Annotated in this window: 29 protein-coding genes and 1 pseudogene; 21 read left to right on the forward strand and 9 right to left on the reverse strand. The window is 32.9% G+C overall.

What is annotated here, in order from left to right:
• Position 1: 1 nt before the first annotated feature.
• From IPJ23_14730 to IPJ23_14750, 5 genes are all read left to right on the forward strand, one after another.
• Positions 2-976, forward strand: a complete 975-nt coding sequence (locus IPJ23_14730; GenBank protein ID MBK7631931.1) for an NAD-dependent epimerase/dehydratase family protein — start codon at positions 2-4, stop codon at positions 974-976.
• Positions 977-1,233: 257 nt separating this feature from the next.
• Positions 1,234-1,452, forward strand: coding sequence for a hypothetical protein (locus tag IPJ23_14735; GenBank protein MBK7631932.1), 219 nt, complete (start codon positions 1,234-1,236; stop codon positions 1,450-1,452).
• Positions 1,453-1,560: 108 nt separating this feature from the next.
• Entirely contained in the window at positions 1,561-2,034 is a 474-nt protein-coding gene (locus IPJ23_14740; GenBank protein MBK7631933.1) for an OmpA family protein, read from the forward strand.
• Positions 2,035-2,052: 18 nt separating this feature from the next.
• On the forward strand, positions 2,053-2,670 hold the full coding sequence (locus IPJ23_14745) for a hypothetical protein (GenBank protein MBK7631934.1): 618 nt from the start codon (positions 2,053-2,055) through the stop codon (positions 2,668-2,670).
• A gap of 31 nt (positions 2,671-2,701) precedes the next feature.
• The gene (locus IPJ23_14750; protein MBK7631935.1) at positions 2,702-3,253 is read left to right on the forward strand and encodes a hypothetical protein; all 552 of its coding nucleotides are present in this window, start codon (positions 2,702-2,704) and stop codon (positions 3,251-3,253) included.
• On the opposite strand, the gene IPJ23_14755 is transcribed toward IPJ23_14750, so the two are convergent.
• From IPJ23_14755 to IPJ23_14775, 5 genes are all read right to left on the reverse strand, one after another.
• Positions 3,250-3,792, reverse strand: a complete 543-nt coding sequence (locus IPJ23_14755) for a carbonic anhydrase (protein ID MBK7631936.1) — start codon at positions 3,790-3,792, stop codon at positions 3,250-3,252. The genes IPJ23_14750 and IPJ23_14755 overlap by 4 nt on opposite strands.
• An 8-nt stretch (positions 3,793-3,800) precedes the next feature.
• Entirely contained in the window at positions 3,801-4,205 is a 405-nt protein-coding gene (locus IPJ23_14760) for a hypothetical protein (protein ID MBK7631937.1), read from the reverse strand.
• A 2-nt stretch (positions 4,206-4,207) separates the two neighbouring features.
• Positions 4,208-5,227 (reverse strand): amino acid permease, encoded by a 1,020-nt coding sequence (locus tag IPJ23_14765; protein ID MBK7631938.1) that lies wholly within the window; start codon positions 5,225-5,227, stop codon positions 4,208-4,210.
• Positions 5,228-5,317: 90 nt separating this feature from the next.
• Positions 5,318-6,028, reverse strand: a complete 711-nt coding sequence (locus tag IPJ23_14770) for a response regulator transcription factor (GenBank protein ID MBK7631939.1) — start codon at positions 6,026-6,028, stop codon at positions 5,318-5,320.
• A complete protein-coding gene (locus IPJ23_14775; GenBank protein MBK7631940.1) occupies positions 6,021-7,016 on the reverse strand; it encodes a HAMP domain-containing histidine kinase in 996 nt (331 codons plus the stop codon). The genes IPJ23_14770 and IPJ23_14775 overlap by 8 nt, the downstream gene beginning before the upstream one ends.
• A 280-nt stretch (positions 7,017-7,296) precedes the next feature.
• Between IPJ23_14775 and IPJ23_14780 the strand changes: the two genes are divergently transcribed.
• The 7 genes and pseudogenes from IPJ23_14780 to IPJ23_14810 all read left to right on the forward strand — a co-directional run bounded on the left by IPJ23_14780 (position 7,297) and on the right by IPJ23_14810 (position 12,337).
• Positions 7,297-7,869 carry a sigma-70 family RNA polymerase sigma factor gene (locus IPJ23_14780; GenBank protein MBK7631941.1) on the forward strand — a complete coding sequence of 191 codons (573 nt, stop codon included), beginning with the start codon at positions 7,297-7,299 and terminating at the stop codon, positions 7,867-7,869.
• Positions 7,870-7,903: 34 nt separating this feature from the next.
• Positions 7,904-8,119: a hypothetical protein gene (locus IPJ23_14785; protein ID MBK7631942.1), complete on the forward strand. Its 216-nt coding sequence runs from the start codon at positions 7,904-7,906 to the stop codon at positions 8,117-8,119.
• Positions 8,120-8,209: 90 nt separating this feature from the next.
• Positions 8,210-8,647 carry a hypothetical protein gene (locus tag IPJ23_14790; protein MBK7631943.1) on the forward strand — a complete coding sequence of 146 codons (438 nt, stop codon included), beginning with the start codon at positions 8,210-8,212 and terminating at the stop codon, positions 8,645-8,647.
• A 65-nt stretch (positions 8,648-8,712) separates the two neighbouring features.
• On the forward strand, positions 8,713-9,546 hold the full coding sequence (locus IPJ23_14795; GenBank protein ID MBK7631944.1) for a DUF692 domain-containing protein: 834 nt from the start codon (positions 8,713-8,715) through the stop codon (positions 9,544-9,546).
• Entirely contained in the window at positions 9,536-10,303 is a 768-nt protein-coding gene (locus IPJ23_14800; protein ID MBK7631945.1) for a putative DNA-binding domain-containing protein, read from the forward strand. Before IPJ23_14795 ends, IPJ23_14800 begins: the two co-directional genes overlap by 11 nt.
• Entirely contained in the window at positions 10,297-10,758 is a 462-nt protein-coding gene (locus IPJ23_14805) for a DoxX family protein (protein ID MBK7631946.1), read from the forward strand. The genes IPJ23_14800 and IPJ23_14805 overlap by 7 nt, the downstream gene beginning before the upstream one ends.
• Positions 10,759-10,857: 99 nt before the next feature.
• Positions 10,858-12,337 (forward strand): annotated as a pseudogene (locus IPJ23_14810) (B12-binding domain-containing radical SAM protein).
• 113 nt (positions 12,338-12,450) lie between these two features.
• On the opposite strand, the gene IPJ23_14815 reads toward IPJ23_14810, so the two are convergent.
• On the reverse strand, positions 12,451-14,652 hold the full coding sequence (locus tag IPJ23_14815) for a DPP IV N-terminal domain-containing protein (protein ID MBK7631947.1): 2,202 nt from the start codon (positions 14,650-14,652) through the stop codon (positions 12,451-12,453).
• A gap of 164 nt (positions 14,653-14,816) precedes the next feature.
• Here IPJ23_14815 and tkt point away from each other — a divergent pair, with 164 nt between their 5' ends.
• From tkt to IPJ23_14860, 9 genes are all read left to right on the forward strand, one after another.
• Positions 14,817-16,835 (forward strand): transketolase, encoded by a 2,019-nt coding sequence (tkt, locus tag IPJ23_14820; GenBank protein MBK7631948.1) that lies wholly within the window; start codon positions 14,817-14,819, stop codon positions 16,833-16,835.
• A 6-nt stretch (positions 16,836-16,841) separates the two neighbouring features.
• Positions 16,842-16,997, forward strand: coding sequence for a hypothetical protein (locus IPJ23_14825; GenBank protein MBK7631949.1), 156 nt, complete (start codon positions 16,842-16,844; stop codon positions 16,995-16,997).
• Between the two features lie 28 nt (positions 16,998-17,025).
• Complete coding sequence (locus IPJ23_14830) at positions 17,026-17,436, forward strand: heme-binding domain-containing protein (GenBank protein ID MBK7631950.1); 411 nt, start codon at positions 17,026-17,028, stop codon at positions 17,434-17,436.
• Positions 17,437-18,138, forward strand: a complete 702-nt coding sequence (locus IPJ23_14835) for a hypothetical protein (protein ID MBK7631951.1) — start codon at positions 17,437-17,439, stop codon at positions 18,136-18,138. It abuts the gene before it with no gap.
• Positions 18,139-18,141: 3 nt separating this feature from the next.
• A complete protein-coding gene (locus IPJ23_14840) occupies positions 18,142-18,600 on the forward strand; it encodes a hypothetical protein (protein ID MBK7631952.1) in 459 nt (152 codons plus the stop codon).
• Between the two features lie 133 nt (positions 18,601-18,733).
• Positions 18,734-19,747, forward strand: a complete 1,014-nt coding sequence (locus tag IPJ23_14845) for a hypothetical protein (protein ID MBK7631953.1) — start codon at positions 18,734-18,736, stop codon at positions 19,745-19,747.
• 160 nt (positions 19,748-19,907) lie between these two features.
• Positions 19,908-20,510 (forward strand): TetR/AcrR family transcriptional regulator, encoded by a 603-nt coding sequence (locus IPJ23_14850; protein MBK7631954.1) that lies wholly within the window; start codon positions 19,908-19,910, stop codon positions 20,508-20,510.
• Between the two features lie 64 nt (positions 20,511-20,574).
• Positions 20,575-21,156: a carboxypeptidase-like regulatory domain-containing protein gene (locus IPJ23_14855; protein MBK7631955.1), complete on the forward strand. Its 582-nt coding sequence runs from the start codon at positions 20,575-20,577 to the stop codon at positions 21,154-21,156.
• A 40-nt stretch (positions 21,157-21,196) separates the two neighbouring features.
• Positions 21,197-22,864 carry a TonB-dependent receptor gene (locus tag IPJ23_14860; protein ID MBK7631956.1) on the forward strand — a complete coding sequence of 556 codons (1,668 nt, stop codon included), beginning with the start codon at positions 21,197-21,199 and terminating at the stop codon, positions 22,862-22,864.
• 116 nt (positions 22,865-22,980) lie between these two features.
• Here IPJ23_14860 and IPJ23_14865 read toward each other — a convergent pair whose 3' ends face one another.
• From IPJ23_14865 to IPJ23_14875, 3 genes are read right to left on the reverse strand one after another with little or no spacing between them, the layout of a single operon-like run.
• Complete coding sequence (locus IPJ23_14865; protein ID MBK7631957.1) at positions 22,981-24,075, reverse strand: alpha/beta hydrolase; 1,095 nt, start codon at positions 24,073-24,075, stop codon at positions 22,981-22,983.
• A 22-nt stretch (positions 24,076-24,097) separates the two neighbouring features.
• Positions 24,098-24,853: a response regulator transcription factor gene (locus IPJ23_14870; protein ID MBK7631958.1), complete on the reverse strand. Its 756-nt coding sequence runs from the start codon at positions 24,851-24,853 to the stop codon at positions 24,098-24,100.
• Positions 24,850-25,896, reverse strand: coding sequence for a histidine kinase (locus tag IPJ23_14875; GenBank protein MBK7631959.1), 1,047 nt, complete (start codon positions 25,894-25,896; stop codon positions 24,850-24,852). Before IPJ23_14875 ends, IPJ23_14870 begins: the two co-directional genes overlap by 4 nt.
• Positions 25,897-26,013: the final 117 nt, after the last annotated feature.

The raw sequence follows: 26,013 nt of genomic DNA on the forward strand, positions 1-26,013 counted from the left end.
AATGAAAATCTTAATTACAGGCGGAACAGGCTTTATAGGAAAGCATACTGTCAAATTATTAAGTAAATCAAATTATCTGATAAAATTACTTATCAGGAAATCCAGCGATACTTCTTCACTGAAATATTCCAACATAACATTTGTTGAAGGTGACTTAAATAATAGAAGCTCGCTGCTTGAGGGAATGGAGGGCTGCGACTCTGTAATAAATTTAGCTGCACACTATACATTCTGGGAATCGGACAATAACATTTATGGCAAAGTAAATATTGAAGGGACTCGGAACTTTATGGAATGTGCTCTCGAATCTGGGATTAAGAAAATAGTTCATATAAGTACTGCCGGAATTTATGGTAAACCTAAAGATGATCCTTTCAACGAGGAAAGCCCTGTTGGTCCAATTCAGTATAGTGAATATTTCCGCACAAAATTTGAAGCTGAAAAAATTGTATGGAATTTATTTGAGGAAAAAGGATTGCCAGTTGTTGTAATATATCCTGTTTGTGTTTTGGGTTCCGGAGATACAAAGGCCAGCGGGAGATACATTCAAGATCTAATTAACCATAAGTTACCTGCAACTATATTTAACAATCATACTTTCACTTTTGTTTATGTAAAAGATGTTGCCCAGGCAATAGTTAATGCTTTGGAAAAAGAAAATAATATTGGCGAAAAATATTTGGTTGGTAATTATCGTTACAAATGGGAAGAAATAAATAAAATGATCAGTGATATTTCAGGCGTGTCATTGCCAATATTCAAGTTGCCGGATGCACTAACTATGATGAATGCTTATTTATTAACAGGCATTGCAAATATTATTAAGAAACCGCCACTATGGGGAATGGCTATAGATCAGATGAAGGTTATGAAAGCTGGTTTTAATGTTGATGGAAGTAAAGTAGAAAGAGAGCTTGGTATAAAATATACGCCAATTCGTGTAGCACTCGAGGAAGCAATTAACTCATTTAGATAATAAATGAGTTAATTGAAAAACTTAACAGCTATTTGGCAGATTGGATAGATGTTCACTTGATAAAAATAGAAGCTTTTGTAGACACTTTACTACTTGCAAAATTTTGGAGTACTCTGCTATTGTTTGGTTGATTGTTGCGATTAGACCAGTAAAAAAATATTTAAATCGGATGAAACCTAACTTGGAAAGTGAAAACAATTAAATCTAAAATTATAGATAGGAGAAGTTTACCAATCAAATAATATTTTGGAGTCATTATGAAAACAATATGGTTTGTATTTGTTGTGATAATAATTTTGCTCTTTACTTCTTACTGCCCCGCACAAGATGTTGTAGGAAGTAAAGATCACCCGATGTTTAACAGACTTTCTGGATTTATAATTACAGATTATTCTGTTGAAGATTTTGGTTCACATCTTTTTTATGATGAAAACGACAATGAGAAAACTGTTGAGGGGGGAAAAGACTTTCATTAAATATGAAAGCGAAAAGAAAGTCGGAGCATTAAAAATCATAAGGAACTTTACGAATGCAATTAAAAAATTGGAGGTAAAGCGCTTGAATCTTCCAGCAACAGAGTTTATTTGAATATCAAACAAGGCAACAAAGAAACCTGGGCGGAAGTTTTTGCAGGCGATTATGATTATGATCTTACAATTATTGAAAAAGGTGAAGTTGAACAGGAAATTACTGCGAATGCTATTCTGCAAGAGTTAAACGAAACAGGAAAAGCAATACTTTACATCAATTTTGATTCTGGTAAATCAACAATTAAAAAAGAATCTCTTCCTATTGTTGATCAGATAATAGAAATGATGAAGCAAGCGAGTGATATAAAAATTAGCGTTGATGGACACACAGACAGTGATGGTACAAACGAATCAAATTTAAAGCTTTCTGAACAAAGAGCGAAAGCTGTTGTTGATGCAATTGTTAAAGGAGGAATTGGCAAATCCAGATTAAGCTCTACAGGGTTTGGCGAGGAGAAACCAATTGCAGATAACAATACCGAGGAAGGAAAAGCAAAAAACAGAAGAGTTGAACTGATAAAACTATAACTTTTTAGGAAAACTATTATGAAAAATAAACATCAAGCATTTATAATATTTTTAACAAGTTTTATGGTACTTGCAAACGCGTATAAAATAATTCCACAAGAAGTATCATTAAAACCTTATGGTATAAAAAGCGGAATTATTGAATACAAGTATTCCGGGTCACAAGTAGGAGTGGGCACCATGTACTTTGATGAATATGGTTACAAAAGTGCGATGAAAATGGACACTAAAACGAATGACAAACCAAACAAAGGCTGGGTAATTTCATTTAAGGAGTATCAATATATGTTCGATCCTGCACAACCTGGTAAAGGATTAAAGATGAAAAATCCAATGATCGAATCTTTACTGAAAATGGAGAAACAAGATTACGATAGAGTAGCAGAAGATTTGTATTCACAAATAGGAATGAAACGAGCTGGAACAGAAAAATTTTTAGACAAAGACTGTATTGTCTTTAAAGGTGATATGGGTAAAGTTCTAACTTGGAACGGAATTCTAATGTTAATGGATATGAATTACAGCGGTGTAAAAACAAAGCAAGAAGTCACTTCCATAAAAACAAATATTCCGGTTGATGAAAAATATTTTGAGATACCAAAGAACATAAAATTTTCTGAGATGCCTGGATTTTAAGTTTCGTAAATAAAAATAAGGAGTATTAATAATGTCTCCATTAAAATATTTTATTAGAATAATCGTATTTGTTATTGTGCTTTTTACTGGATGTTCAAAAGATGAAACCGAAACAGGACCAAAAGAATATTTAGATTATGAATACACGGGAACTTTAAGACTGCATTTTACAAATGATTTTCCCTCAATTGATAAAACAGTTTCTGTCAATGTCCAAATTAATAAGTACGGCGACATGACTTTTGGAACTGGCTCTGTTTCATATGATGCAGATGAGAATAATGGACAAACAAGGATTAGAAGAAATGGAACACTAACACTTAATCCAAATGGCAGTTATTTTTTCGATAATATGAGTGATAAGTTTGATGTTAAAGAAAATACTACAATCAATGAAACAATGACTGTTTGGTATGGAGATGGCGTTAACTGGACTCAAGCGTTTAGTGAAAACATCAACTCAGTTTGGAATGGTGGTTTAGTCTTTTCTTTAGACGAAGCCGTAATGACAGGTTCACATGTTTCTGTAAGTACAGGTTCTGGCTCAGCGGATTGGGAATTAAATTTAGATGTTGTGCCTTAAGTTTCTTTAATCATATAAAGCAGATTGTCTTCCAATTTATAATACATTGGGGCAATCTGCGCTTTTGGATAACGCTGTCTTAATCTTAAAGTTTCACTTAAAATAAAATCAATTTCATTATTGATTTCAAACATCGGTGCATAATTATTAAAATGTTCTTCGGCTTGCTCTTTAGTCCATCCGCCATTTTCTGAAAGCTTTTCTATAAAAAGATCTTTATTTGAAGCAAGATTTACCATCCCGCAATTACTGTGTGCAATAAGTACAATGTGTTTTACACCGCCCACCGAGATAGCAAATGAAACTTTAAATTCACTATAACGCAAATTTGCCCCGCCAGTACGTATTATAAAAGCAAAGTTATCAGGCATATGAAGATGCTTACGATTATCCATACACATTCCAACAAGCAATTGTGCATCTGAATAATTTTCAAACTCACGCTGTAGGTTGTGGTATTCAAGCAGCAAACCAATTGGTGTGTCTTTATACTCAGGCAAGATATCGTTTATTGAAGTGATAGGAATTAATCTGTTCATATTTACTTTTACTTTCTAATAACTAATTCAGCAGCCTCTTTTAGTTTTACTTTTCTATTATTTAAGTAGTAAAAAATTATTGCAGGGACAATAAAGCCGACACAACTTAAAACTAATTTTATTTCATATACAAAAATTGATGAAACATTTTCCGTGGGGACAAATGCAAATGCAATTCCAAAGATTGTCATTCCACCACCGATAAATCCCGCAGCCAAAGTTACAACTTTGTTTTTAAAGTATGCATTTTCATTACCATAAGTTGCACGGACTTTTATTAATGCCGCAAACATATAAACATATGGGATAAGTTGTAGTACAACAGTTGTTTGAAGTAGAAACAAATACATGTCACCAACAGAGGAACCAATTGCTGCAATAACAATTACAAAGCTTGATGCAACTCCTTGCACTATTAAAGCAACATATGAGGTGTATTATACTTGGGATGCACAGTACCCAGTGATGAAGGAAGATATTTATCTATTCCGATCACATATGGTATTCTTGCAGCACCCGAAAGCCAGGCAGAAGTATTCCCTGCGGCATTCATTATCATAAGTATTGCCATTGGAAAAACAATCCAGCCAAAACCAATTGCGCTTGCGGCATGCTCAATGCCTTGCAAAATCCCCTCTATAATTCCAATCTCTTTATAAGGTATTGCAATAAGTAGTGACGATGTAACAACAAGAAACAATAACACTGTAGATGCTCCCGCAATCATCACAGCTCGTGGAATGTTTTTTTCTGGTTTCTTAATTTCATCAGAAATAACAGACCCAAGTTCCAATCCAACATAGTTTAAACATACAATACTGAGTAAAGCAAGAAATTGCCAATTACCTAACGAGGGAATGATTGCAGAGATTGAAATATCATTTGATGCCCCGCGAGTAAAAGCAGTAATAATTCCAATAACCAGTATTGTAATTGCCGTGATAAAAGTGCCGGAAGCACCAAGGTTTTGAATCCATTTTCCAACGCCAAATCCACGAATGTTTAGATATGTTATAACCCACAATAAGGCCAGAGAAACACTCATCATAAAGAATGGGTTTGTTGCAAAAGAGGCAGTTTTACTTCCTCCAATGTAAAGAATAAATCCTATGATATAAAAAAGGAGAGTTGGCACATAAAAAATATTATTAACCCAATAAGCCCATCCGGAAACAAAACCGTGAAAATCCCCCCATGCTTTTTTATTCCATACATAAATTCCACCTTCTTGCGGTGCTCTTTTTGAAAATTCTAGAACAGCAATTGCTTGGGGAATAAAGAAAAGAAAAAATCCTGCAACCCATAACACTAATGCAACCGGACCAGCATTTGCAACAACCGGAACACTATTTAAATTCACTAAAGCTGCGATTAAAAAGAAGGAGAGATCAGATAAACCAAGTATGCGTTTAAGCTGGGGAGTTTGTTTGTTCAATTCCTGTGTTATTCTCCTGAATTTTTTTTGTAAATATTATTTATTCAGTGTTTAATAACAATAGGGAGGAAAAAAATATTTTATTAGAAGTTAAGCTTGAAAAATATATCCGGCGCTTCTAACACTTATAATGTATTTTGGATTTGACGGATCATCCTCAAAATGTTTCCTTAGTCGTGCAATAAAATTATCAACCGTTCTCGTTTCAATTTCCGGGTTCATATTCCAAACATTCTCAAGTAATTCTTTGCGCGTTACAACTTTGTTTTTATTTTCAATTAAGTATTTTATAATCATGGCTTCGTAAGATGTAAGTTGGAATTCTTTTTTATTCTTCAGGCATTTTAAATTTTCAAAATTGATTTCGATGTTAGCAAATTTGTAGAGTGGGTTGTCTATAACAACTTTTTGGTACCATTTCTTTCGTTTTAGCATACCTTTTATTCTAAGCAGCAATTCTTTAAGATGGAACGGTTTCGTAAGATAATCATCGGCTCCAAGTTCTAGTCCCTTTACACGGTCTTCAATCTGAGTACGGGCAGTTAGCATAAGTATTGGCATTTGCGGATGTTTGACTCGAATATGCTTTGCAATTTCAAATCCATTGAAGTAAGGAAGCATTATATCCAACACTATCAAATCAAACTCATTTTCATCAAAGAATTTTATTGCTTCTCTACCGTCCCTTGCTAAAGTAACGGAGTATCCTTCGGCAGTAAGATTATACTCCAATCCAAGCGCAAGATTTTCTTCATCCTCAACTAAAAGAATCTTTAATTTTTCCAATTGTTCTTCACTCATTCTTAAAATCCTTTTTATTTTCTTTCGCCGATTTTTTCTTATCGATATAGATTGGCAAATCTATTTTAAACTTTGAACCTTTACCTTTTCCTTCGCTGAACGCAAAAATTTTTCCTTTGTGATTTTTTATTATTTCTCTAACAACGAAAAGACCAAGACCGGTGCCTTTTACATTAGGTATGTCCTTATCATAAATTCGATGAAACTTCTGAAAGATTTTTTTTATTTCCTCACCCGGAATTCCGATTCCGTTGTCTGAAAATTCTATTTCTGCCCATTTAGTGTTGCGTTTAAATTTTATATTGATCTCTAATGGATTAGTACTATATTTTATAGAATTATCAACAAGATTATCAAACACTGTTTTTATCGAATTTCTATCTAATAAAATGTCGCAACCTGCATCACCACTAAATTTTATTGAACTTTCTTCTAACTGAAATTGTGCTGCTGATTCTAAAATAATTTTTTTAATTATTTCATCAGCTTTATAAACCTCAAAATCCCTATAATTTTTTTTCTTGTCCATTGATGCAATTTCCAAAATGGAGTTAACAAGATTTTTCAATCTTTCAGCATCTCGCATCATCAAACCATAAAACTCTTTTCTTTTTTCTTCGGGAACCTCGCGTGAGTTTAGTGTTTCTAGGTAAAGTTGAATTGATGATAACGGAGATTTAAGTTCATGTGTAACATTTGCTATAAAATTATCATAAAGAGCATTTAATTTTATTTGAATATTTAGATGACGAAAAATTAACACGAGGCTAACAGATAATCCGGTAAGAAGAACAATTCCGCCAACAAATGGAAAAACACTTGGGGCATCATACACAATTTGCGGAGAAATATTCTCGCCAACTTGCTCAAATATTAAGTTGTTCTTTACATACCAGTAAATCCAAAGCAATAACACAGCAAGCCAAACTAGCTGTGCCAGAATAAAGATTACAAGATTATAAGCAAATGAGTGTCTTCTGCGTAACATAAGTTTTAGATAATTAAGTTATTCCGAACTCGTTTCGGAAGCTCTGTTATAAACTGGTTGTGGAAAGCTGAAACAAGTTCAGCTTGACCATTTAAAATGAACTGTTCAAATATCATTTATAATACTGCCAACATCAAATCTAATAAGATATATATACTAATTTTTATAGTTGAAATAATTAATATATTCTTTCGTTTGAGTTAGTATTTTATTTATATCTTTTGATTCTTAATATCTTGATATAGATTTAAACTATCTAAAAATAAACATAAAAAGAATTTTGGATATTTCTCACAAATTAAATCCTCACGACTGGGTAGGAAAATTCAGCGATGAGCTGTTCGGTTATGCTTATATTCGTTGTAACGATGAAGAAACTGCTCGTGATCTAATTCAGGATACATTCCTTTCTGCATTAAAAAATTTAGAATCATTTAAAGGCGAAATTTCTGAAAAGAACTGGCTTTACTTGATTTTAAAAAATAAAATTATAGATCATTACAGAAAAAAATCTAAAACTCCTCTTACAAGAATTGAAGAAGAATCAGAGCTTGATGAATTTTTTAACGATGCAGGTCATTGGAAAAAAGAAGCTTTACCTTCACAATTCAACAGTACAGTTGAAAACAGTAATTATTCCTTTGAATTTTATGAAATATTAGAAAAGTGTAAAAGGAAATTGAACGAAATTCAATTGAACTTATTTGCAATGAAATTTTTAGATGAAATGGAGTCAGATGAGATTTGTAAGGAAATGGAAATAAATTCGTCTAACTATTGGGTGCTTATCCACAGAATTAAGTTAAAGATAAGAAAGTGCATAGAAAAATTATTTTATGGAAAAGAACAGTAACAAAAAATTTATGATAACTTGCAAAGAAGCAACAATGATTTCTGTTAAGAAAGCAGACATTAGTGTTCCTTTAAAGGATAGGTTGCGTTTATTTATGCATTTATTGATTTGCCAATATTGCCGTTTGTTTGAAAAACAAAACAAAATCATAGATAAGCTTCTTAAAAATTGGAAAACAAGCAAAAAACTATCAAAATCTGATAAAAACAAGCTGCAATCAGAAATCGAAAAAGGATTAAATATAATTTAAAATTATTTTTTCTCCCTGTAAGGAATCCAAACTCCCTTCGTCTTTACCACTGAACTAACAAATTAACTTTAACAAATCGAAAGGTTTACTATGACAAACAAAAGCTTAAAAAGCATTCTCTTCACTGGAACAATCGTTGCAGGTTCACTGCTAAGCACAAGCACAGCTTCGGCAAATCCATTCAGTTTTACAGATCTTGGCTCAGGCTCACAACTAAGAACAGCATTGCTGGATAATCTTATATCTCAAAAGTACAATTTGGATTTGTCTTGTGGTGAAAAAACAAAAGACAATTCCAAGAGTGATAGTAAGACAAAAGATGCAAAATGCGGAGAAGGTAAATGCGGCGACTCAAAAACCACAGAACACAAATGCGGTGATGGAAAATGTGGAGATAAAAGTGATACCACAAAAATGCATATGAAAGACATGAAAAAAATGGATAGTAAAACAAAAGATGCAAAATGTGGAGAAGGCAAGTGCGGAGATAGCAAATCAACTGAAAAGAAAACCACAGATAAAAAATAACTAGCTGCTAATGATTAAGCTGTCCTTTTTTGCAAAGGACAGCTATTAATAAAAAGGAATATTAGATGAAACAGTTCGTGGGTATTGGATACCGAAAAGATTTTGGCGAAGAATTTCTTGCCTCTGAAGTTCTGCAGCCATCGTTTATTGAGTTTGCGCCTGAAAACTGGATGAACATTGGCGGTTATTGGAAAAAGATTTTAAAGAAATTAACTAATAAATATCCAATCACAGCGCACGGTCTTTCACTTTCAATCGGAAGTCCGGAAGAATTAGATTGGAATTTTCTAAAAGAAATAAAACAATTTTTGCAAGATTATAATATTAATGTTTACTCAGAACATTTAAGTTATTCAAAATGCAATAATGCACATTTATATGATCTTCTTCCTATCCCATTTAGGCACGACTCGGTTAAACATATTGTTGAAAGAATAAAACAAGTCCAGGATTTTCTGGAAAGAAAAATCACAATGGAAATTGTTTCTTATTATACTCCTGTTGCTGCAGAGATGAGCGAACTTGAATTTATAAACTCAATACTTGCAGAATCTGATTGTAATCTCCTGCTTGATGTTAATAACATTTATGTTAATGCATTCAATCATAAATATGATGCCGTTAATTTTATAGATAATCTTCCACTTGATAAAGTTTCTTACATCCATATGGCGGGACATGAAAAAGTTGCTGAAGACTTGATAATTGATACTCACGGTCAGCCAATTATTGATCCAGTTTATAGCTTATTTGAATACACGGTTAATAAACTTGAAAAACCAGTTCCTGTTTTATTAGAAAGAGATTTTAACATTCCTGAATTTGATGAGCTGGCCTTTGAAATGAATGAGTTAGAAAGAATTTGTAAACAATCCTGGAGCATTGAATATGCAGCTTAGTATTTATACATCAACACAGCAAAATAATTTTGCAAATTTCTGTAAAACTACAGAACTGAAACAAATTGATGGCTTAACAGAAAACCGAATTGATCATTACAGAAGATTAATTTATGGTGTTATTGATGATAGTTTGCGATCAGCCTATCCATTAACAGAAAATCTTTTAGAAGAGGATGAGTGGCAATATCTGGTTGATAATTTTATTGAAAAACATAATTGTCAATCTCCGCAAATCTGGCAAATGCCTTTTGAGTTTTATTCTTTTATAGAAGAAAACAACTTTGATATAAAATTAAAACATCCATTTCTAATGGATTTGCTTTTACTTGAATGGAAAGAAATTGAAATTTATATGATGCAGGATTTAAATGATGATGAAAAAACATTTGAATCAAAATTTAACGATCATAGCCTGATAACCTTAAACAAAGAATTTGGAATATTAAAGCTTGATTTTCCTGTTCATACAAAACCAGCAAATGAAATTATGAAAGAAGATAAGCGCGAATATTTTGTTTTAATATTCCGCGCAAATGATAAAGTACAATTTTATGATTTGTCACCATTTTTTGTTTTTTTAATAAAAAAAATAAACGAAGGAAATAATTTGATTGAAAATATTGTGATGGACTCAATTCAATCATTTAAAACATTTCCGGAAGAATTAGTTAGAGAAAATATTTATCAATTTATAAAATCAATGCAATCAAAAGGATTTATACTTGGATATACAAATGGAGATGAAAAATGTTAGAAAAATATAATTTAGTATTTAAACAGATTACCAAACTTAAAGACTTACATCTTCTTGCAATAAGATTAATTCTTGCTTACGGATTTTATAATCCTGCAATTATGAAGTGGCAAAACATTGGTTCTATAGTTGATTGGTTTAAAGATTTAGGCATACCTTTGCCGGGATTAAATGCCTATTTATCAGCCTCTACTGAAATGGCTGGTGTTATATTGTTAACACTTGGTTTGGCAAATCGTATAATATCAATCCCGTTAATATTTATTATGATTGTTGCAATTGTAACTGTCCATTTAAGCAATGGATTCGAATCCGGCAACAATGGTTTTGAAATTCCGGTTTACTACATTTTACTATTACTTGTAATTTTAATTTATGGCGCAGGAAAATTTAGTGTAGACTATTTACTTCGTAAAAAGATGGATAAAAAACACACCAACTTAGTTGACCACTAACAAGCCATTTAAAACGTAGTTTCCATTTTACATTTGTTTTACAAAAGTGTATTAAAATTCTTTGCAGTTTTAGTATGTAACTTTATAAAGGAAACTACGTTGAAAGTATTATTGATTTATCCTGAAACTCCATCAACGTTCTGGAGTTTTTAAAGAAGCACTAAAATTCGTTTCCAAAAAATCCGCAGAACCTCCTCTTGGTTTAATTACTGTAGCTGCAATGCTTCCAAAAAATTGGAGCAAAAAACTTATCGATCTTAATGTGTCCATACTGAACGATAAAGATATTCTAGCTGCTGATTATGCTTTTATCAGCGCAATGAATGTACATTTAAAATCTTTTAGAGATATTGTTAGAAGATGCAACAAACTTGGAGTAAAAGTTGTTGCCGGCGGTCCGCTCTGCACAACCCAGCATAAAGACTTGCTCGGTGTTGATCATTTTATTTTGAATGAAGCTGAAATTACTTTGCCGCTATTCTTAGAAGATCTAAAAAATGGAAATCCAAAACAAGTTTATCAAACTGATGAATTTCCAGATGTTGCATTAACCCCTATTCCTATGTGGGAATTGCTGGATATGAAAAAATATGCTTCGATGAGTTTGCAGTATTCGCGCGGCTGCCCTTACGATTGCGAATTTTGCAGTATCACGATGCTTAATGGAAGAAAACCACGGGCAAAATGTACCGAACAATTTATAACCGAATTAGATCGCTTGTATGAACTTGGCTGGCGCGGCGGAATTTCTGTTGTCGATGATAATTTTATCGGCAACAAACGCAAACTTAAAGAAGATACATTACCCGCTTTGATTGAATGGTCTAAAGAAAAAAAATATCCATTCTTTTTTATAACAGAAGTTTCAATCAATCTTGCAGATGATGATGAGTTAATGCGACTTATGGTTGAAGCAGGATTTAACAGCATTTTTGTTGGAATAGAAACCCCAAACAGCGATAGCCTTGTTGAGTGCGGCAAGATGCAAAACTTAAAACGTGATCTTGTTGAATCTGTTAATAAATTACAAAGAAGCGGAATGCTTGTTTCCGGTGGATTTATTGTCGGATTTGATAACGATACCGAAAGTGTGTTTGATGAGCAGATTAACTTTATTCAAAAAAGTGGAATACCAAATGCAATGGTTGGATTACTAAATGCACCCACAGGAACTAAGTTATACAATAGAATGAAAGAGGAGGGAAGATTAATTGAAATGTGGTCCGGAAATAATATGGACGCAAGTATAAACTTTGTTCCTAAAATGGAATTTAAAAATTTAATTCGTGGTTACAGCAGATTGCTGAATAAAATTTACTCGCAAGAAGAATATTATAAACGATTGAAAATCTTTTTAAAGGAATATAAAGTACCGGAATGGACGCCAACAATTATTAATTTTGAGCAACTAAAGGCATTTGTAAGATTGCTTTGGCTACTTGGATTTATTGAGCGCGGCAAAAAATACTTTTGGAAACTTTTATTTGTTAGTCTGTGGAAATATCCGCGTAAGTTCCCCACAGCAATGACGCTTGCTGTTTATGGATTTCATTTTAGAAAAGTGATTCGAGCTGTTTAAAATGTAAAGTCTAATATTTATTTAATTTGTCATTCCCACGAAAGTGGGAATCGATTTTATTAATGTAGATTCCCGTTTCCACGGGAATGACAATTTATGAATAATCTTTATTCTCATTCATTTATAAAATCCTTTCCAAGAAAATTCTTAAACCAGAATTGTACATACTCTCGTTGTGCATCTTGCCATTTGGGAAATCCAACACCATGTCTTTCATTTGGATAAAGCATTAACTCAAAATGTTTATCCATACTCGTAAACTTATCCACAAGCTGAAGTGTGTTCTGCATATGACAATTATCATCTAGAGTCCCATGGGTAATGCGTAACAATCCTTTGTACTTATTTGCGTGTGTCATTGCGGACCCAAACTTGTAACCTTCTTTATTTTCAGAAGGTAAATCCATATATCGTTCTGTGTAAACATTATCATAAAGTTGCCAATCTGTAACAGAATATTCTGCAAGGCCGTGAGTAAAATAATCTGCACCAAGAGTTAGCGCCAAACATGTAACATATCCGCCGTAGCTGCTTCCGGTAATTCCTATTTTTGTTGTATCAACAAATGATTTTGTTTTCAACCAGTTAACAGCTTCAGAGTAATCATTTGTTTCCCACTTTCCAAGATTGTGAAATAAATAATCCTTTCCCCTTTTTCCAAAGTATGCCGAGCCGCGATGATCAACAACAAAATAAATTATTCCACTTTGCGAAATAAAATATCTATCTAAATATGCGGAGAAAGAGTTCGTAACATCAGTTCCACCCGGACCGCCGTAAACAGAAAACAAAACAGGATATTTTTTATTCTCATCAAAATCCGGTGGAAGAACCCACAATCCCGGTAGATCAAATCCATCTTCAGTTTTAATTGAAAACAGTTCTGTTTTACCAAGTTTATATTCATCGAACAATTTTGATTTTCTATCACCTAAATTTTTTATGAGCGTTCCCTCGCCATCGTACAAATCTAATTTACCCGGCGAATTTATTTCTGAATAAGAGTCATAATAATATTTTCCATTTGGAGATAGAGTAACCTTATGTGTGCCATTTATTGTTGATAGCTGTTCAACATCATCGCCATAAAAATCAACAACAAATAAATGAGTTTGTAATCTGTCTCCTTTATTTGCCTCAAAGTAAACTCTTTCGTTCTTTTCATCAACCAACTTAATATCTGAAACATTCCACTCACCTTTGGTTAACTGTTTCTTAAGCTCGCCATTCATATCATAAAAATATAAATGTCTCCATCCATCAGCTTCGGAACGAAGAATAAAACCCTTGTTGTTTTTTAAGATGTAAATGTCTTCAAAAAACTCAACCCATGTCTTACTTTTTTCCTCATACACTAATCTGTTTTTTCCTGTCTCAGGGTTTGCAGATAATATTTGGATATAATTTTGATTACGATTTAAAACCTGGTAAAACATTTGTTTGCTATCCGGGGACCAGAACGGCCATGCTGTGTATTGGTCGGCAGTTTCATCTTCATCAACCCAAATAACATTATTTGTATTAATATGTGCAATACCCATTTTAACAATTGGATTTGGATCACCTGGTTTTGGATAATGTTGCCACTCGAGTTCACCATGAATACTGCTATAATTAACTAACGGAAATTTAGGAACAGGTGAATCATCAAATCTCAAAAATGCAATCATCTCACTGTTCGGTGCCCACCAGAAAGCACGATAGTTAAGTGAGCGACCAATTATTTCCTCCATATAAACCCATGATGCATAACCGTTATAGACAACCTCGCTTGCGTCATTAGTTAATCGTGTTTCTTTTGTAGATTCAATATCAACCAAGTACAAATCTCTGTTGCGTGTAAATGCGACTTTCTTTCCATCGGGAGAAAGCATTGGATTTGATTCTTCATCTTTGTTGTTTGTTAATCGCGTTAGTTTGTTCTTGGGAATGGAATAGAAAAACAAATCGCTATCATTATAAAAAAGTAAGCCCGTGTAATCTTTTGTGATTCCAATATTTTCCTCGGCAGTTAATTCTGCTTCATCTAGATTTGGATTGATTGCATTGAAATTCAACACGATTGTTTCTTCACTCGTTTTGACGTTTACCTTTACAATTGCACTTGTTGCTGCATCACGTTTTTGCATTAGATAATGTTCATCATCATACCAGCCTTGCAGACGCGGAACTTGTTTTAAAATTCTTGGCTCACCAAACATGTAAACCTGGTTAAAGGTAAGTTGTTTATTTTGTGCAGTTGTATAAAACTGAAGTGGGATTGAGAAAATCCCAAAAAGAATAATTAAATAGACTTTTTTTGATGAAGTAAACATCGTTTCTCCAAAGTTTATGCGGATATTTTTATAATCTTTATCCAAAAATTGGATGATAAAAAGTTTAATACAAATTTAAAATAGAACCGCTTAAATAAGGCAAAAATTAGATGATATTTTTTTTATCTTTAACAACCTAATTCTTCAATTTAAACGGAAATTCTATGCCCGAAACCAGACTTGATATTGAACAACTTTCTATAAATACAATCCGTACACTTGCTATTGATGGTGTTCAAAAAGCAAATTCAGGTCATCCCGGAATGCCTCTTGGAATGGCACCAATTGCTTATGCGCTTTATTACAAAACAATGAAACACAATCCTGCAAATCCTAATTGGTTAAACAGAGATAGATTTATTCTTTCTGCAGGCCATGGAAGTATGCTGCTTTATTCTATTCTTCATTTAAGCGGTTACAAAGTTTCTTTAGATGATCTTAAAAATTTTAGACAGTGGAATAGCAAAACGCCTGGTCATCCGGAGCTTGGACATACAGCTGGAGTTGAAACTACAACAGGCCCTTTAGGGCAGGGCTTTGCAACCGCAGTTGGAATGGCAATTGCACGTGATTACTTGGCGGCACTTTTTAATAAAGATGATAGTAAAATTATTGATCACGGTATTTGGGGAATTTGTAGCGACGGAGATTTGATGGAAGGCATTTCACACGAGGCTGCGTCGTTAGCAGGGCATTTAAAACTTGGTAAGTTAGTTTTCTTTTATGACGATAATAATATAACGATTGATGGTAAAACGGATATATCATATTCAGATGATGTGGCAAAAAGGTTTGAATCATACGGCTGGCAAGTGCTTACAATCCTGGATGTTAATGATGTTGCGCAAGTAGATCGAGCAATTAAAATGGCTCAATCCATTTGCGAAAGGCCAACTCTTATTATAACTAAAACACACATTGGTTTTGGAAGCCCGAATAAACAGGATAAATCATCCTCACATGGTGCGCCGCTTGGTGAAGAGGAGGTAAAGCTTACAAAAAGAAACCTCGGGATGCCAGAGGATAAAATTTTTTATGTCCCTGATGAGGTTCACTCGCATTTTAAGGGAATTGCGGAATGTGGGCAAGAGGCAGAAGATTTGTGGCCAAAAACCTTAGAAAATTATAAGGCTAAATATCCAAAAGACTTTGCTTTGTATGAATCCGTTCTAAAAGGTGAATTTGATAACAATTGGTTAAATCATTTACCAAAGTTTGAAGACTACACAGAAAAGATTGCAACACGAGTAGCTTCCGGCAAAGTTCTTAATGCTGCTGCTATTGATATTCCCACACTTATTGGTGGCTCAGCGGATTTGAATGAATCAAACATGACTGAAATAAAATCATCAAAATCTTTTTCATCAGAACACAGAGTTGGAAAAAATATTCATTTTGGAATTCGTGAACATGCAATGGGTGCTGTCTTAAACGGAATGGCCATCTACGGCGGAGTAGTTCCATTTGGTGCAACATTTTTAATTTTTTCAGATTATATGCGTCCTGCAATTAGGTTGGCCGCATTGATGAAATTAAAAGTTATATATATTTTTACTCACGATAGCATTGGACTTGGAGAAGATGGCCCAACACATCAACCAATCGAACAAATAGCATCATTAAGAGCTATACCAAATTTAACAGTTATTCGACCTGCAGATGCTAATGAAACTGTTGAGGCCTGGAAGTTTGCAATAAATCATAAAGGCGGCCCAATTGCGCTTATCTTAACAAGACAAAAGCTTGATGTAATTAATCCAAACAAATATGCACCTGCGATAGAATTAGAAAAAGGCGCATACATAATTAAAGATTCTAAACAAACACCAGAAGTTCTTTTAATTGCTAGTGGTTCAGAAGTTTCACTTTCAATAAAGGCTGCTGAAAAGCTTGAAGCAGAAGGAAAGAATGTTCGTGTTATTAGTTTTCCGAGTTGGGAAATTTTTGAACAGCAGAGTGATGAGTACAAAAAATTTATCTTCCCAAAAAATGTTAAAACGAAACTTTCTGTTGAAATGGGTGTTGCTGCTGGCTGGCATAAATATGTTGGAGAAAATGGCGAGTGTTTAAGTATTGAAACTTTTGGTGCTTCTGCTCCTGATTCTATTTTATATGAGAAATATGGGTTTACTGTTGATAATATTATTACAACAGCAAAAAAATTAATTGATCGGAAGTTATGATAGTTTATGAGCAAGGTAAGAAAAAAATTTTCTGATAAAGATTGGAATGATTGCTGTGGAAAATTTTGCAGTGATTGTAAAATAGCTAATACTTATCGAGAAAAGTTTGGACAGAAAGAAGGGGAAAAGAAATTTAACAAAGATAAGAAAAAACAAAAGTAAATATATTTAACAAGCTAAGAGGAATTAAATGAAAAAGTTTATTGCATTTATTGCATTGATTTTAATTGGCATTCAATTTATACCGGTGGAAAGAACTAATCCTCCTGTTCAATCTGATATTGATGCACCCGCTAATGTAAAAGCAATTTTTAAAAAGGCTTGTTACGATTGCCACTCAAACGAAACCAATTGGGCTTGGTACACAAAAGTTGCACCCGCATCCTTTCTTGCCGTTAAAGATGTTGAAGACGGAAGAAGGCATTTAAATTTTTCTGAATGGGGTAACTATACCAGCAAAACGGAAAAAATGAAAGATGAAATTTGGGATGAAGTGCGCGAAGAACAAATGCCGCCATGGCAATACAAAATTTTTCACAGCGATAAAGTGCTCACCCAGGAAGAAAAAGACATAGTAAGAAGTTGGGCAACAAGTAAATAATTGGCAAACAAAAAACCCAAAATAAAATTTTCAGAACTTTGGCGGCAGGTTGATTTTACAAAAACCTCTACACTTTCATTAATATTTTCTAACCTGCTGGTAATATTTTTTGCAATTGTTGATGATATTTCTGCAATTGATGTATTGTGGATTTACTGGTGGCAAAGTGTAATAATTGGAGTTTTTAATTTCATAAAAATGATTACTCTTAAAGATTTTTCAGTGGAAGGATTTAAACAGGGGGGTAAAATAGTGCTCCCTACAAGAGCGGTAGCAATATCAAGTGCGGTATTTTTTCTTTTCCACTACGGATTTTTTCACTTAGTATATGCTGTTTTTCTTGGAGCCTTTTCAACTTTTTCTAATTCCACTTCGACAGGTTCCGGCACCACATTTTTGCTTATCTCCGCCGGAACGTTTTTTATTAGTTATTTGATTGAGTTTATCAATTCTAGAAAAGAAGAAAATGATGAACTTCCAAATATCGGACAAATAATGTTTGCCCCCTATGCTCGAATTTTTCCAATGCACTTAACAATCATTTTAGGAGGATTTATTGGAGTTGCTGGCGGGATATTTTCTGCAAACACAAATCTTGCAATAATAATTTTATTTACTGCAATAAAAACAGTTGTTGATCTTATTACACATTCGGTAGATTATAAAACACTAACAAAACAAACAGCAGCAGTTACTGATTAGTGGTTGGACAATCTTTATGCTAATCATTATTTTAAATATGTGCAAAGTATAATAGAAATATTAGCTATCCTTTTTTTATATTCATTCTTTTCCTTTGCCCAAAACAGCGATGATACAAAGAAAATTATCACAATTGATTCCTTAGAAATAAAAGCTAACCCATTAACCCAACTTCAAATTAAGTTTGATGAGTTCGATTTACGTCGGGAATTCAATTCATTAAAAACAAACTTATCACTAGATGGCGATCCGCAAACCGTTTGGCTTAGAACTTCGATTGCAATTTCAAATACCGATAATTCAAATCAAAAGTTTGCACCTCACTTTTTATCACCACTTCAAAAAAAATATTACGAGGATTCAAAGTTTGATCCGATAAGATCTATTCTTGGAATGGCGCAAGCTGGTGCAGTTGGCTACCTGGCTTATAAGCATATCAAGAAATATGGTTTTTTTAAATAGATTCAGTAATAACCTTTTTCTTCCCTTCATCAGCAAATTATTCCTTTCTTAATTAAAGCTTAAATACAGCGAAACATTTTCACATTTAACTCTGTCTTAACTATCAGAAAGAACAAAATAGAAGAGGTTAAGTATGAAGCGTAATTGTACAAAAACTGTTTTTAGAGCAAATTTCTTTGGGCTATTGTTTTCCTTATTTGTATTTATAGTCTTAGGATCACTATCCGGCTGCTCTTCTGATATTAATCAAAATAACACTGCCAATCAAACAAGCTTTTCCGGTGATAAATCTTTTTCATTCAAGGATGAAGGGTCTAATTGGCGGGTAGATTTTAATGATGATCAAATATCAGCCTTATATAAAGATGGAACAAGAGTGCCGGATAATGAAATTGATCAGCATAAAGAAATGATTTATGAAAAACTTAAAGGGTTAAAATCTAATTATAAAGATTTAAATAGTAATGTTCACAAGTTCTACTTTGATATGGACAAGTTTAGTGATGATATGAAAAAGTTTAAAAATGATTTTGATAATGACAAATTCATGCACTTTAAACTTGAGTTTGATGAAGATGAATTTGAAAAAAATATGGAAAAACTTGATGAAAGTTTAAAACATTTGAAAGATAAAAAGATAGAACTTTACTTTGATTCAGAAGACTTTAAAGAAAAAATGAAAGAGCTGGAAGAAAACTTAAAGAATATGCCTATTCCTCCAAATCCGCCGGATGTTGATATAGATGTTCATATAGACATGGATGCATTTAAAGAGGGTATGCAAAAATTTAAAGAATCTTTTAAGAATTTTGATATTAAAATTGACAGTTCTGAGTTTGATATGAGCGAATTACGCAGCAATATGAAAGAGTTAAAGAAGAACATAAATGGAATTAAAATAGAAATGCACGACCTGAAGGGTGAAATGAAAAAATTTAATTCGTTTTTGGATGAGCTTAAATTAGAACTTGTCAAAGATGGCTACATCAATTCAGTTGATGAAGATTTCGATTTAGAGATGGATAAAAACAATACAAAGGTTAATGACGTTTATGTAACACACGAAAAACACGAACAATACAAAAAACTGTATAAAAGACACTTTGATAAAGAAATTGATGGAACTATAAAAATCAGCGAAGATTGAAGTTTAAATGATAATATTATCTCCACTAAGGCCTGCTGAGAAATTCGCAGGCCTTTTCTACTTAATGTAAACTTAAAAAAAAAAGCAGAACTATTGACAAATATTTGAAAAATAATTATTATTGTTCAGTTAATAAACAACGTTTAGATAAAATTTTATTATGAGCATTAAAGAAAGAAAAGCAAGACAGAAAACTGAGATGCGGGATTTAATTCTTGAGGCAGCTCTTAAATTATTTTCTGATGAAGGTTATGATAATGTATCTATGAGAAAAATTGCCGATGAAATTGAATATAGTGTCGGAACAATATACTTGTACTTTAAGGACAGAGACGAGATATTTTTTGAACTTCATAAAATGGGTTTTGAACAATTTTATAAAAGGCAGTTAGCGATTCAGGATATTAAAGATCCTTTGCAACGCCTAACTGAGCACGGACTTGCATACATACAATTTGCTATTGAAGAGCCATTGTACTATGATTTAATGTTTATCTCACGAATTCCAGCGAAGACTATTAGTGAGCAGCATGAGTGGAAATCAGGAGATAGGACTTACGAAATTTTGAAATTAAATATTAGCCAGGCAAAGGCTGCCGGGTACTTTAAAGACACTGATATTGAAGTTGCGGCTTTTTCTCTATGGTCATTTGTTCATGGAATTTCTTCGTTATTTGTAAGAGACAGAATGATGTTGGTTCCTTTCGAGTCAGTAAAGCCATTGGTTACCGGGGCATTAGAATTTATAGAGCGGGCATATTAAAAAATTTTATTGACCGACTAAACAATGTTCATTATATAATAAATGTTTATTATAAGGAGTAAAAATGAAAATAAAATATTCAAAGATGCTGATTTTAGTGACACTAGTTTCATTTTCAACATTTGCAAATGAAGCTAATAAAGGAATGATTACGGGACAGGTGATAGATAGAGATACAAAACAAGAAATACCCGGAGCAGTTATAGAAGTTATGAATGCTGGCTTACTTACAGCTACCAATGTACACGGAGATTTTACTATTGAAGGACTTGATCCTAAAACTTATAACCTTAAAATCTCTGCACCTTATTATGTGACCACATATAAAACCGATGTGCTTGTAACTGGAAAGCAAAGCACAAAAATTGTTATTGAGCTAAAGCTTGCTTCTTATGAAACTGAAGAAGTGGTTGTATCGGGAGAAAGATTTTTTGATAAACCAAATGATTTAGTAACTAGCACGAACTCCCTTTCTGCAGAGGAAATAAGAAGGGCACCAGGCGCTGTAGAAGATCTCAACAGAATGGTTCAGAGTTTACCAGGTGTAACAACTGCGACGGATAGCAGGAACGATTTAATTGTTCGTGGTGGAAGCCCTATTGAAAATTTTATTTTAGTAGAGGGGGTAGAGGTGTCCAAATATTAATCACTTTGGAACACAAGGTGCATCTGGAGGACCAATTGGAATGATAAACGTAGATTTTCTAAACGATGTAATTTTTAGTGCAGGTGGTTTTCCAGCAAAGTATGGCGATAGACTTTCTTCAATAATGGATGTTGAGTATCGTAATGGTGATAGAAATAATTTTAATGGAAAAGTTGATATTGGAATTGCTGGCGGAGGAATTATTTTAGAAGGCCCAATTCAAGAAGGTAAAAGCTCATACCTTTTTTCCGCAAGAAAAAGTTATCTTGATTTAATTCTGTCCTCAACGGGGCTAACAGCCGTGCCTAATTATACTAATTTTAATTTGAAAACAACCTATGAATTATCTGAAAAACATAAGCTTTCAATTATTGGGTTGGGAGGAATAGATAAAATTAATTTTAAAGGATATGAAAGTGAAGATGACCCTTTTATAAATAGCACCAATTTCTCGGGCTGGCAAGCGGCTCTTGGGGTTGTACACAAGTGGTTAGTTGGAAACCAGACTTACCTTCAGACATCAATTTCAACAAACCAATATCAACGTGAGGTGGCAGAAGATTCTGTCGGAAGACCTGTGTTTAATAACGAATCTTTGGATAAGGAATATATTCTTCGTGCAGATCTTTCACAAAGATTTTCTCCAACAGATTTATTAGAAGTTGGATTTACTTCAAAATATTTAAGTAATGACAATACTATTTTCCGGGCCCAAGCTATTGATATCTACGGCAATGTGTTACCAGAACTGAATTATTCTGCTGTTGCGGATGCATATAAGTTTGGACCCTATGTTCAGTATTCTAAAAATCTTTTTGGAAGATTGGATCTAACAGCAGGATTAAGATATGATTATTTTAATTATCTTAATGATAAAAGTACAATATCACCAAGAGCATCTGCCGGGTTCTATATTCTTGATAACTTAAAACTAAATGCCGCTTACGGAATCTATCATCAAGCTCCACCATTATTATGGTTAGTCTCTTACAATCAAAACAAAGATTTAAAACAAATTAAAGCAGAACAGTTTGTTACAGGAATAGAATATTATCCAGCAAGTGATGTAAAAATAACAGTTGAATATTTTGAAAAACAATACTCAGACTATCCGAACAGCGTGCTGAATCCGCAGGTTACTTATGCAAATGCAGGTGCCGAGTATTTTACTCTCGGACTTGAACCACTTGTTCCTGCAAGTGATGGGTACGCCAGGGGCATTGAGTTTTTTATTCAGAAAAAATTAACGAATGGATTATATGGGATGTTTAACTATTCGTTTTCAAAAATCAGATTCACATCACTTGATGGAATAGAAAGACCAAGCAGCTTTGATTATCAGAACGTGCTTACTGCAATTCTAGGATATAAAATTACCAATAACTTTGAAGTATCAGCAAAGTACAGATTTATGGGCGGACGACCATATACTCCGCTTGATGAAGCAGCATCAGCACAGTACAATCAAACTATTTATGATTATTCGAGGTATAACGGAGTTAGATACAAAGATTATCAAAGACTTGACATTCGAGTAGATTACAGGTTCGAATTGTTCGGTTGGGCACTTACAACTTATCTTGATTTCCAGAACATGCTAAATATTGAAAACGTTGAGCAAATTATCTGGAATCAGAAAGATCAAAAAGTAGATTATATTTATCAATGGAAGTTCTTACCGGCTGGCGGAATAAAGATTGAATTTTAGAATTATTGTAAGATAATTGGTTAATTTTTTGTCAAAAGCCCGCAGAGATATTTGTGGGCTTTTTATTTATCCATCTAGTCTTTTCATAAATATGACTTTCACAAACTTTAATTCTATTATTTATCAGCAAACTCCACTTTTAAATTCTTAATATCATTGATTAAGATTCTATTCATTTTCTCAGGTTCTTCAAATAATGGACTGTGTGCAGATTGATTAAAAGTATAAAAACCTTTTATAGGTGCATTTATTTTATCGAAATATTTTTTTGCCAATTCGTATGAACATGTGTAGTCATAAAATCCCTGAAAAAAATAAACTGGTATCTTAAAATTATTTTTAATATCCATAAGGTTAGTTTGTGTCATTTCCTCCCAGTTTTGACTGATACCAGATTTTGATTTACCATACCATAAATAAAATTTCTCAGACAATGTATATTCACTAAAATACAACGATGGCAGAAATAGACCGGTTACTATATTCCTCATATTTCTCATTGTTCCAATTCCTAGCTCATGCATTGCAACATCTCTCATCTTCGAATATTCCTCAGGGATTTTATTTTGATCATTAAAACTGATACTCTGAAAATAATCCGCCATTTTCTTGTTCTTCGTTTCTTTATAATGATCTAGAATATATTTATAAGCAATCTTTTCTGACAAAAGCTGATCTGACATTTGAGCAATTCCTATATATGCGTCATACAACTCCGGTGCCTTATCAATAATATAGACACCAAGAAAAGTCCCGCCTGAATGAGCCATTAGATATATTTTTTTCCTATTAAATCGTTCTAATATGTATTTTGTTAATACGATGGTATCATCAGCCAATTGTTCCAATGTAGTTGTGTTTTTTGTTGAACCAGAATTGTATGATATTCCGCAATTTCGTTGTTCCCACCAAACCATTGTAAAATTATCCTCAAGGTGAGTGGGATATTTTTCTGTTAAAAAGTAATCAGGCATTCCACCATGTAAATATAAAATAATGGGGTTATCAAGATTTTTACCTTTTATAAACATTCCTTGTTTAGATCCATTTATATCAAGGAATATTTTCTCTGAAATGCTATTATTAAGCTTGATTCTGTTTTTATCTAAAAATTGTTTTGGATTTCCAGGACTCAGAATGATTAATATAATAATTAGGCTGATAATCACTAATCCAAAGAATCCTAATATGTACACCATGGTTTTCTTCATTTTGCTTGTTAGATTTTTCCATTTATTTATCCATCCACTCTTTAAATGATGAAGATCTTTCAACACTTACAAGCGCTTCAATATCTTTCGGTTCAGGTGGATTTAATTCTATTTTAATTCTTGAGCGGGAATACGGGATCATATTTTTTATTGCATCAAATGATACAATCATCTTTCTGTTGATACGAAAAAATTTTTCAGGATCAATAACTTCCTGCAGTTTATCAAGAGTATAATCAATAGGGTAAGTGCTACACGATAATGTTGTAAGAAATACATTCTTTTCCATCGCATAGATATATGCAATTTCTTCTGTTTCAACCTTTTTAATCTTCTGTCCGTACTGAATTAAAAATCTTTTCTTGTAATTGATTTCTTTGCTCTGAATGCTTTTTATATTTTCTTCAAAGTCCATCAAGTAAGTTGTCTTAATGTTTTTATACTTACTCAATGCTTCACGAAGCTCATCTTTTTTAATGGGTTTTAAAAGATAATCAATACTGTTAAGCTTGAATGCTTTAATTGCGTACTGATCGTAAGCCGTTGTAAAAATTATAGGAACATCTATTTCAACTTTATCAAATATTGAAAAACTTAATCCGTCTTCAAGTTGAATATCAAGAAATATTAAGTCGGGTTTATTTTGCTTTAAATATTTTATGGACTGCTCGACTGATGCAAGCTTAGCAGAAATTTCAATTGAAGAATCAATCTCGTGGATTAATTCTTCTAATCTTTCTGCAGCAAGTTTTTCGTCTTCGATTATTATTGTTTTCATAATTGCTCTGGTTTAATCAATGGAATTTTTGCAACATATTCTTTCTCAGTTACAGAAAACTGTGGGAGCTCTTCTCCTAGCAATTCATATCTCTTTTTCAGGTTACTTAAACCAACGCCATTTGAATCAGATCCTTTAATCTTTGGTTGAAGATTATTTGCAATTACTAAAAAATCATCTTCATTATTAATTCTAATTGTCAGTTTTTGTTCAGCAGAAGTTTTATTATGCTTAAAAGCATTCTCGAGAAGTGTTTGCACAGCAAGAGGTGGAACCAGATAATTCAACTTCGACGCATTGACATTTACTTGCATATCAACAGCATTATCAAACCGTATCTTCTGTAAAAACAGATACGATTTTGCAAAAGCCAGTTCTTCTCTTAACTCAACAACTGGTTTTTCAATTACATCTAAAGTATATCTATAAACAGACGAAAACTCATCCACAAAGTTTTGGGCTTTATCAGAATCTTTTTTAATCAAAGATGAAAGAACGTTTAAACTGTTAAAAAGAAAGTGTGGATTGAGCTGATTCTTTAACGTTTCAAATTTTATTTGTGAGTTTTCTCTTAATAAAACTTCCGCAACAAGCAGCGAAGCCTGGCTTCTTTTAAACCAGGAGATTGCTTCAATAACACTAATCATTATAATATTAATTACCGAAGTTATAAGTGAATTTGTGATTACATTTTTCATCAGTCCATCCTGATAAGGCATAACTGATCCGGCAATTACAGAAACAGTTGCTCCAACAAGAAAACCCAAAATTATAGCAAGAATTAATTCGGAAGGAATCCTTGCATGTAATCTTTCCGGCAATCGAAATGTTTTATCAAGTTTGTTGATTATCTGGATGTCTAGGAAAACCAGAAGCAAAGCAAAAACAAAACTGAATGAGGTTCCAATAATTAGTCTTGCAAAAAAGTTTCCGATGCCGGGAATATCTATGTAACCTGTTAAATAATTGTAGCTAATTATGATCAGCTGTATAAAACCGGCAAGCGTAAGGATAGCTAGAATAATATTTTTGGTTAATTTCATTTTCACACTTCAAAATTCGTTAAAAAATAATTAAGATACTCAATATTTATCTCACCATCCTGGATGGAGCGAAGAATCGAATTAGTATTTGTTTAAGATTCTTCACCCCACTTCGTT

The sequence above is a fragment of the Ignavibacteriales bacterium genome (assembly GCA_016709765.1).
GTDB lineage: Bacteria > Bacteroidota > Ignavibacteria > Ignavibacteriales > Ignavibacteriaceae > IGN3.

What these genes read in the sequence shown, in the direction of transcription:
- IPJ23_14855 (MBK7631955.1), top strand. Translation starts at nt 20,575, where the DNA reads ATGAAAATAAAATATTCAAAGATGCTGATTTTAGTGACACTAGTTTCA.
- tkt (MBK7631948.1), top strand. Translation starts at nt 14,817, where the DNA reads ATGCCCGAAACCAGACTTGATATTGAACAACTTTCTATAAATACAATC.
- IPJ23_14775 (MBK7631940.1), bottom strand. Translation starts at nt 7,016, where the DNA reads ATGTTACGCAGAAGACACTCATTTGCTTATAATCTTGTAATCTTTATT.
- IPJ23_14870 (MBK7631958.1), bottom strand. Translation starts at nt 24,853, where the DNA reads ATGAAAACAATAATAATCGAAGACGAAAAACTTGCTGCAGAAAGATTA.
- IPJ23_14795 (MBK7631944.1), top strand. Translation starts at nt 8,713, where the DNA reads ATGAAACAGTTCGTGGGTATTGGATACCGAAAAGATTTTGGCGAAGAA.
- IPJ23_14805 (MBK7631946.1), top strand. Translation starts at nt 10,297, where the DNA reads ATGTTAGAAAAATATAATTTAGTATTTAAACAGATTACCAAACTTAAA.
- IPJ23_14865 (MBK7631957.1), bottom strand. Translation starts at nt 24,075, where the DNA reads ATGAAGAAAACCATGGTGTACATATTAGGATTCTTTGGATTAGTGATT.
- IPJ23_14850 (MBK7631954.1), top strand. Translation starts at nt 19,908, where the DNA reads ATGAGCATTAAAGAAAGAAAAGCAAGACAGAAAACTGAGATGCGGGAT.
- IPJ23_14790 (MBK7631943.1), top strand. Translation starts at nt 8,210, where the DNA reads ATGACAAACAAAAGCTTAAAAAGCATTCTCTTCACTGGAACAATCGTT.
- IPJ23_14860 (MBK7631956.1), top strand. Translation starts at nt 21,197, where the DNA reads ATGATAAACGTAGATTTTCTAAACGATGTAATTTTTAGTGCAGGTGGT.
- IPJ23_14785 (MBK7631942.1), top strand. Translation starts at nt 7,904, where the DNA reads ATGATTTCTGTTAAGAAAGCAGACATTAGTGTTCCTTTAAAGGATAGG.
- IPJ23_14755 (MBK7631936.1), bottom strand. Translation starts at nt 3,792, where the DNA reads ATGAACAGATTAATTCCTATCACTTCAATAAACGATATCTTGCCTGAG.
- IPJ23_14845 (MBK7631953.1), top strand. Translation starts at nt 18,734, where the DNA reads ATGAAGCGTAATTGTACAAAAACTGTTTTTAGAGCAAATTTCTTTGGG.
- IPJ23_14830 (MBK7631950.1), top strand. Translation starts at nt 17,026, where the DNA reads ATGAAAAAGTTTATTGCATTTATTGCATTGATTTTAATTGGCATTCAA.
- IPJ23_14800 (MBK7631945.1), top strand. Translation starts at nt 9,536, where the DNA reads ATGCAGCTTAGTATTTATACATCAACACAGCAAAATAATTTTGCAAAT.
- IPJ23_14825 (MBK7631949.1), top strand. Translation starts at nt 16,842, where the DNA reads ATGAGCAAGGTAAGAAAAAAATTTTCTGATAAAGATTGGAATGATTGC.
- IPJ23_14815 (MBK7631947.1), bottom strand. Translation starts at nt 14,652, where the DNA reads ATGTTTACTTCATCAAAAAAAGTCTATTTAATTATTCTTTTTGGGATT.
- IPJ23_14875 (MBK7631959.1), bottom strand. Translation starts at nt 25,896, where the DNA reads ATGAAATTAACCAAAAATATTATTCTAGCTATCCTTACGCTTGCCGGT.
- IPJ23_14770 (MBK7631939.1), bottom strand. Translation starts at nt 6,028, where the DNA reads ATGAGTGAAGAACAATTGGAAAAATTAAAGATTCTTTTAGTTGAGGAT.
- IPJ23_14745 (MBK7631934.1), top strand. Translation starts at nt 2,053, where the DNA reads ATGAAAAATAAACATCAAGCATTTATAATATTTTTAACAAGTTTTATG.
- IPJ23_14750 (MBK7631935.1), top strand. Translation starts at nt 2,702, where the DNA reads ATGTCTCCATTAAAATATTTTATTAGAATAATCGTATTTGTTATTGTG.
- IPJ23_14735 (MBK7631932.1), top strand. Translation starts at nt 1,234, where the DNA reads ATGAAAACAATATGGTTTGTATTTGTTGTGATAATAATTTTGCTCTTT.
- IPJ23_14730 (MBK7631931.1), top strand. Translation starts at nt 2, where the DNA reads ATGAAAATCTTAATTACAGGCGGAACAGGCTTTATAGGAAAGCATACT.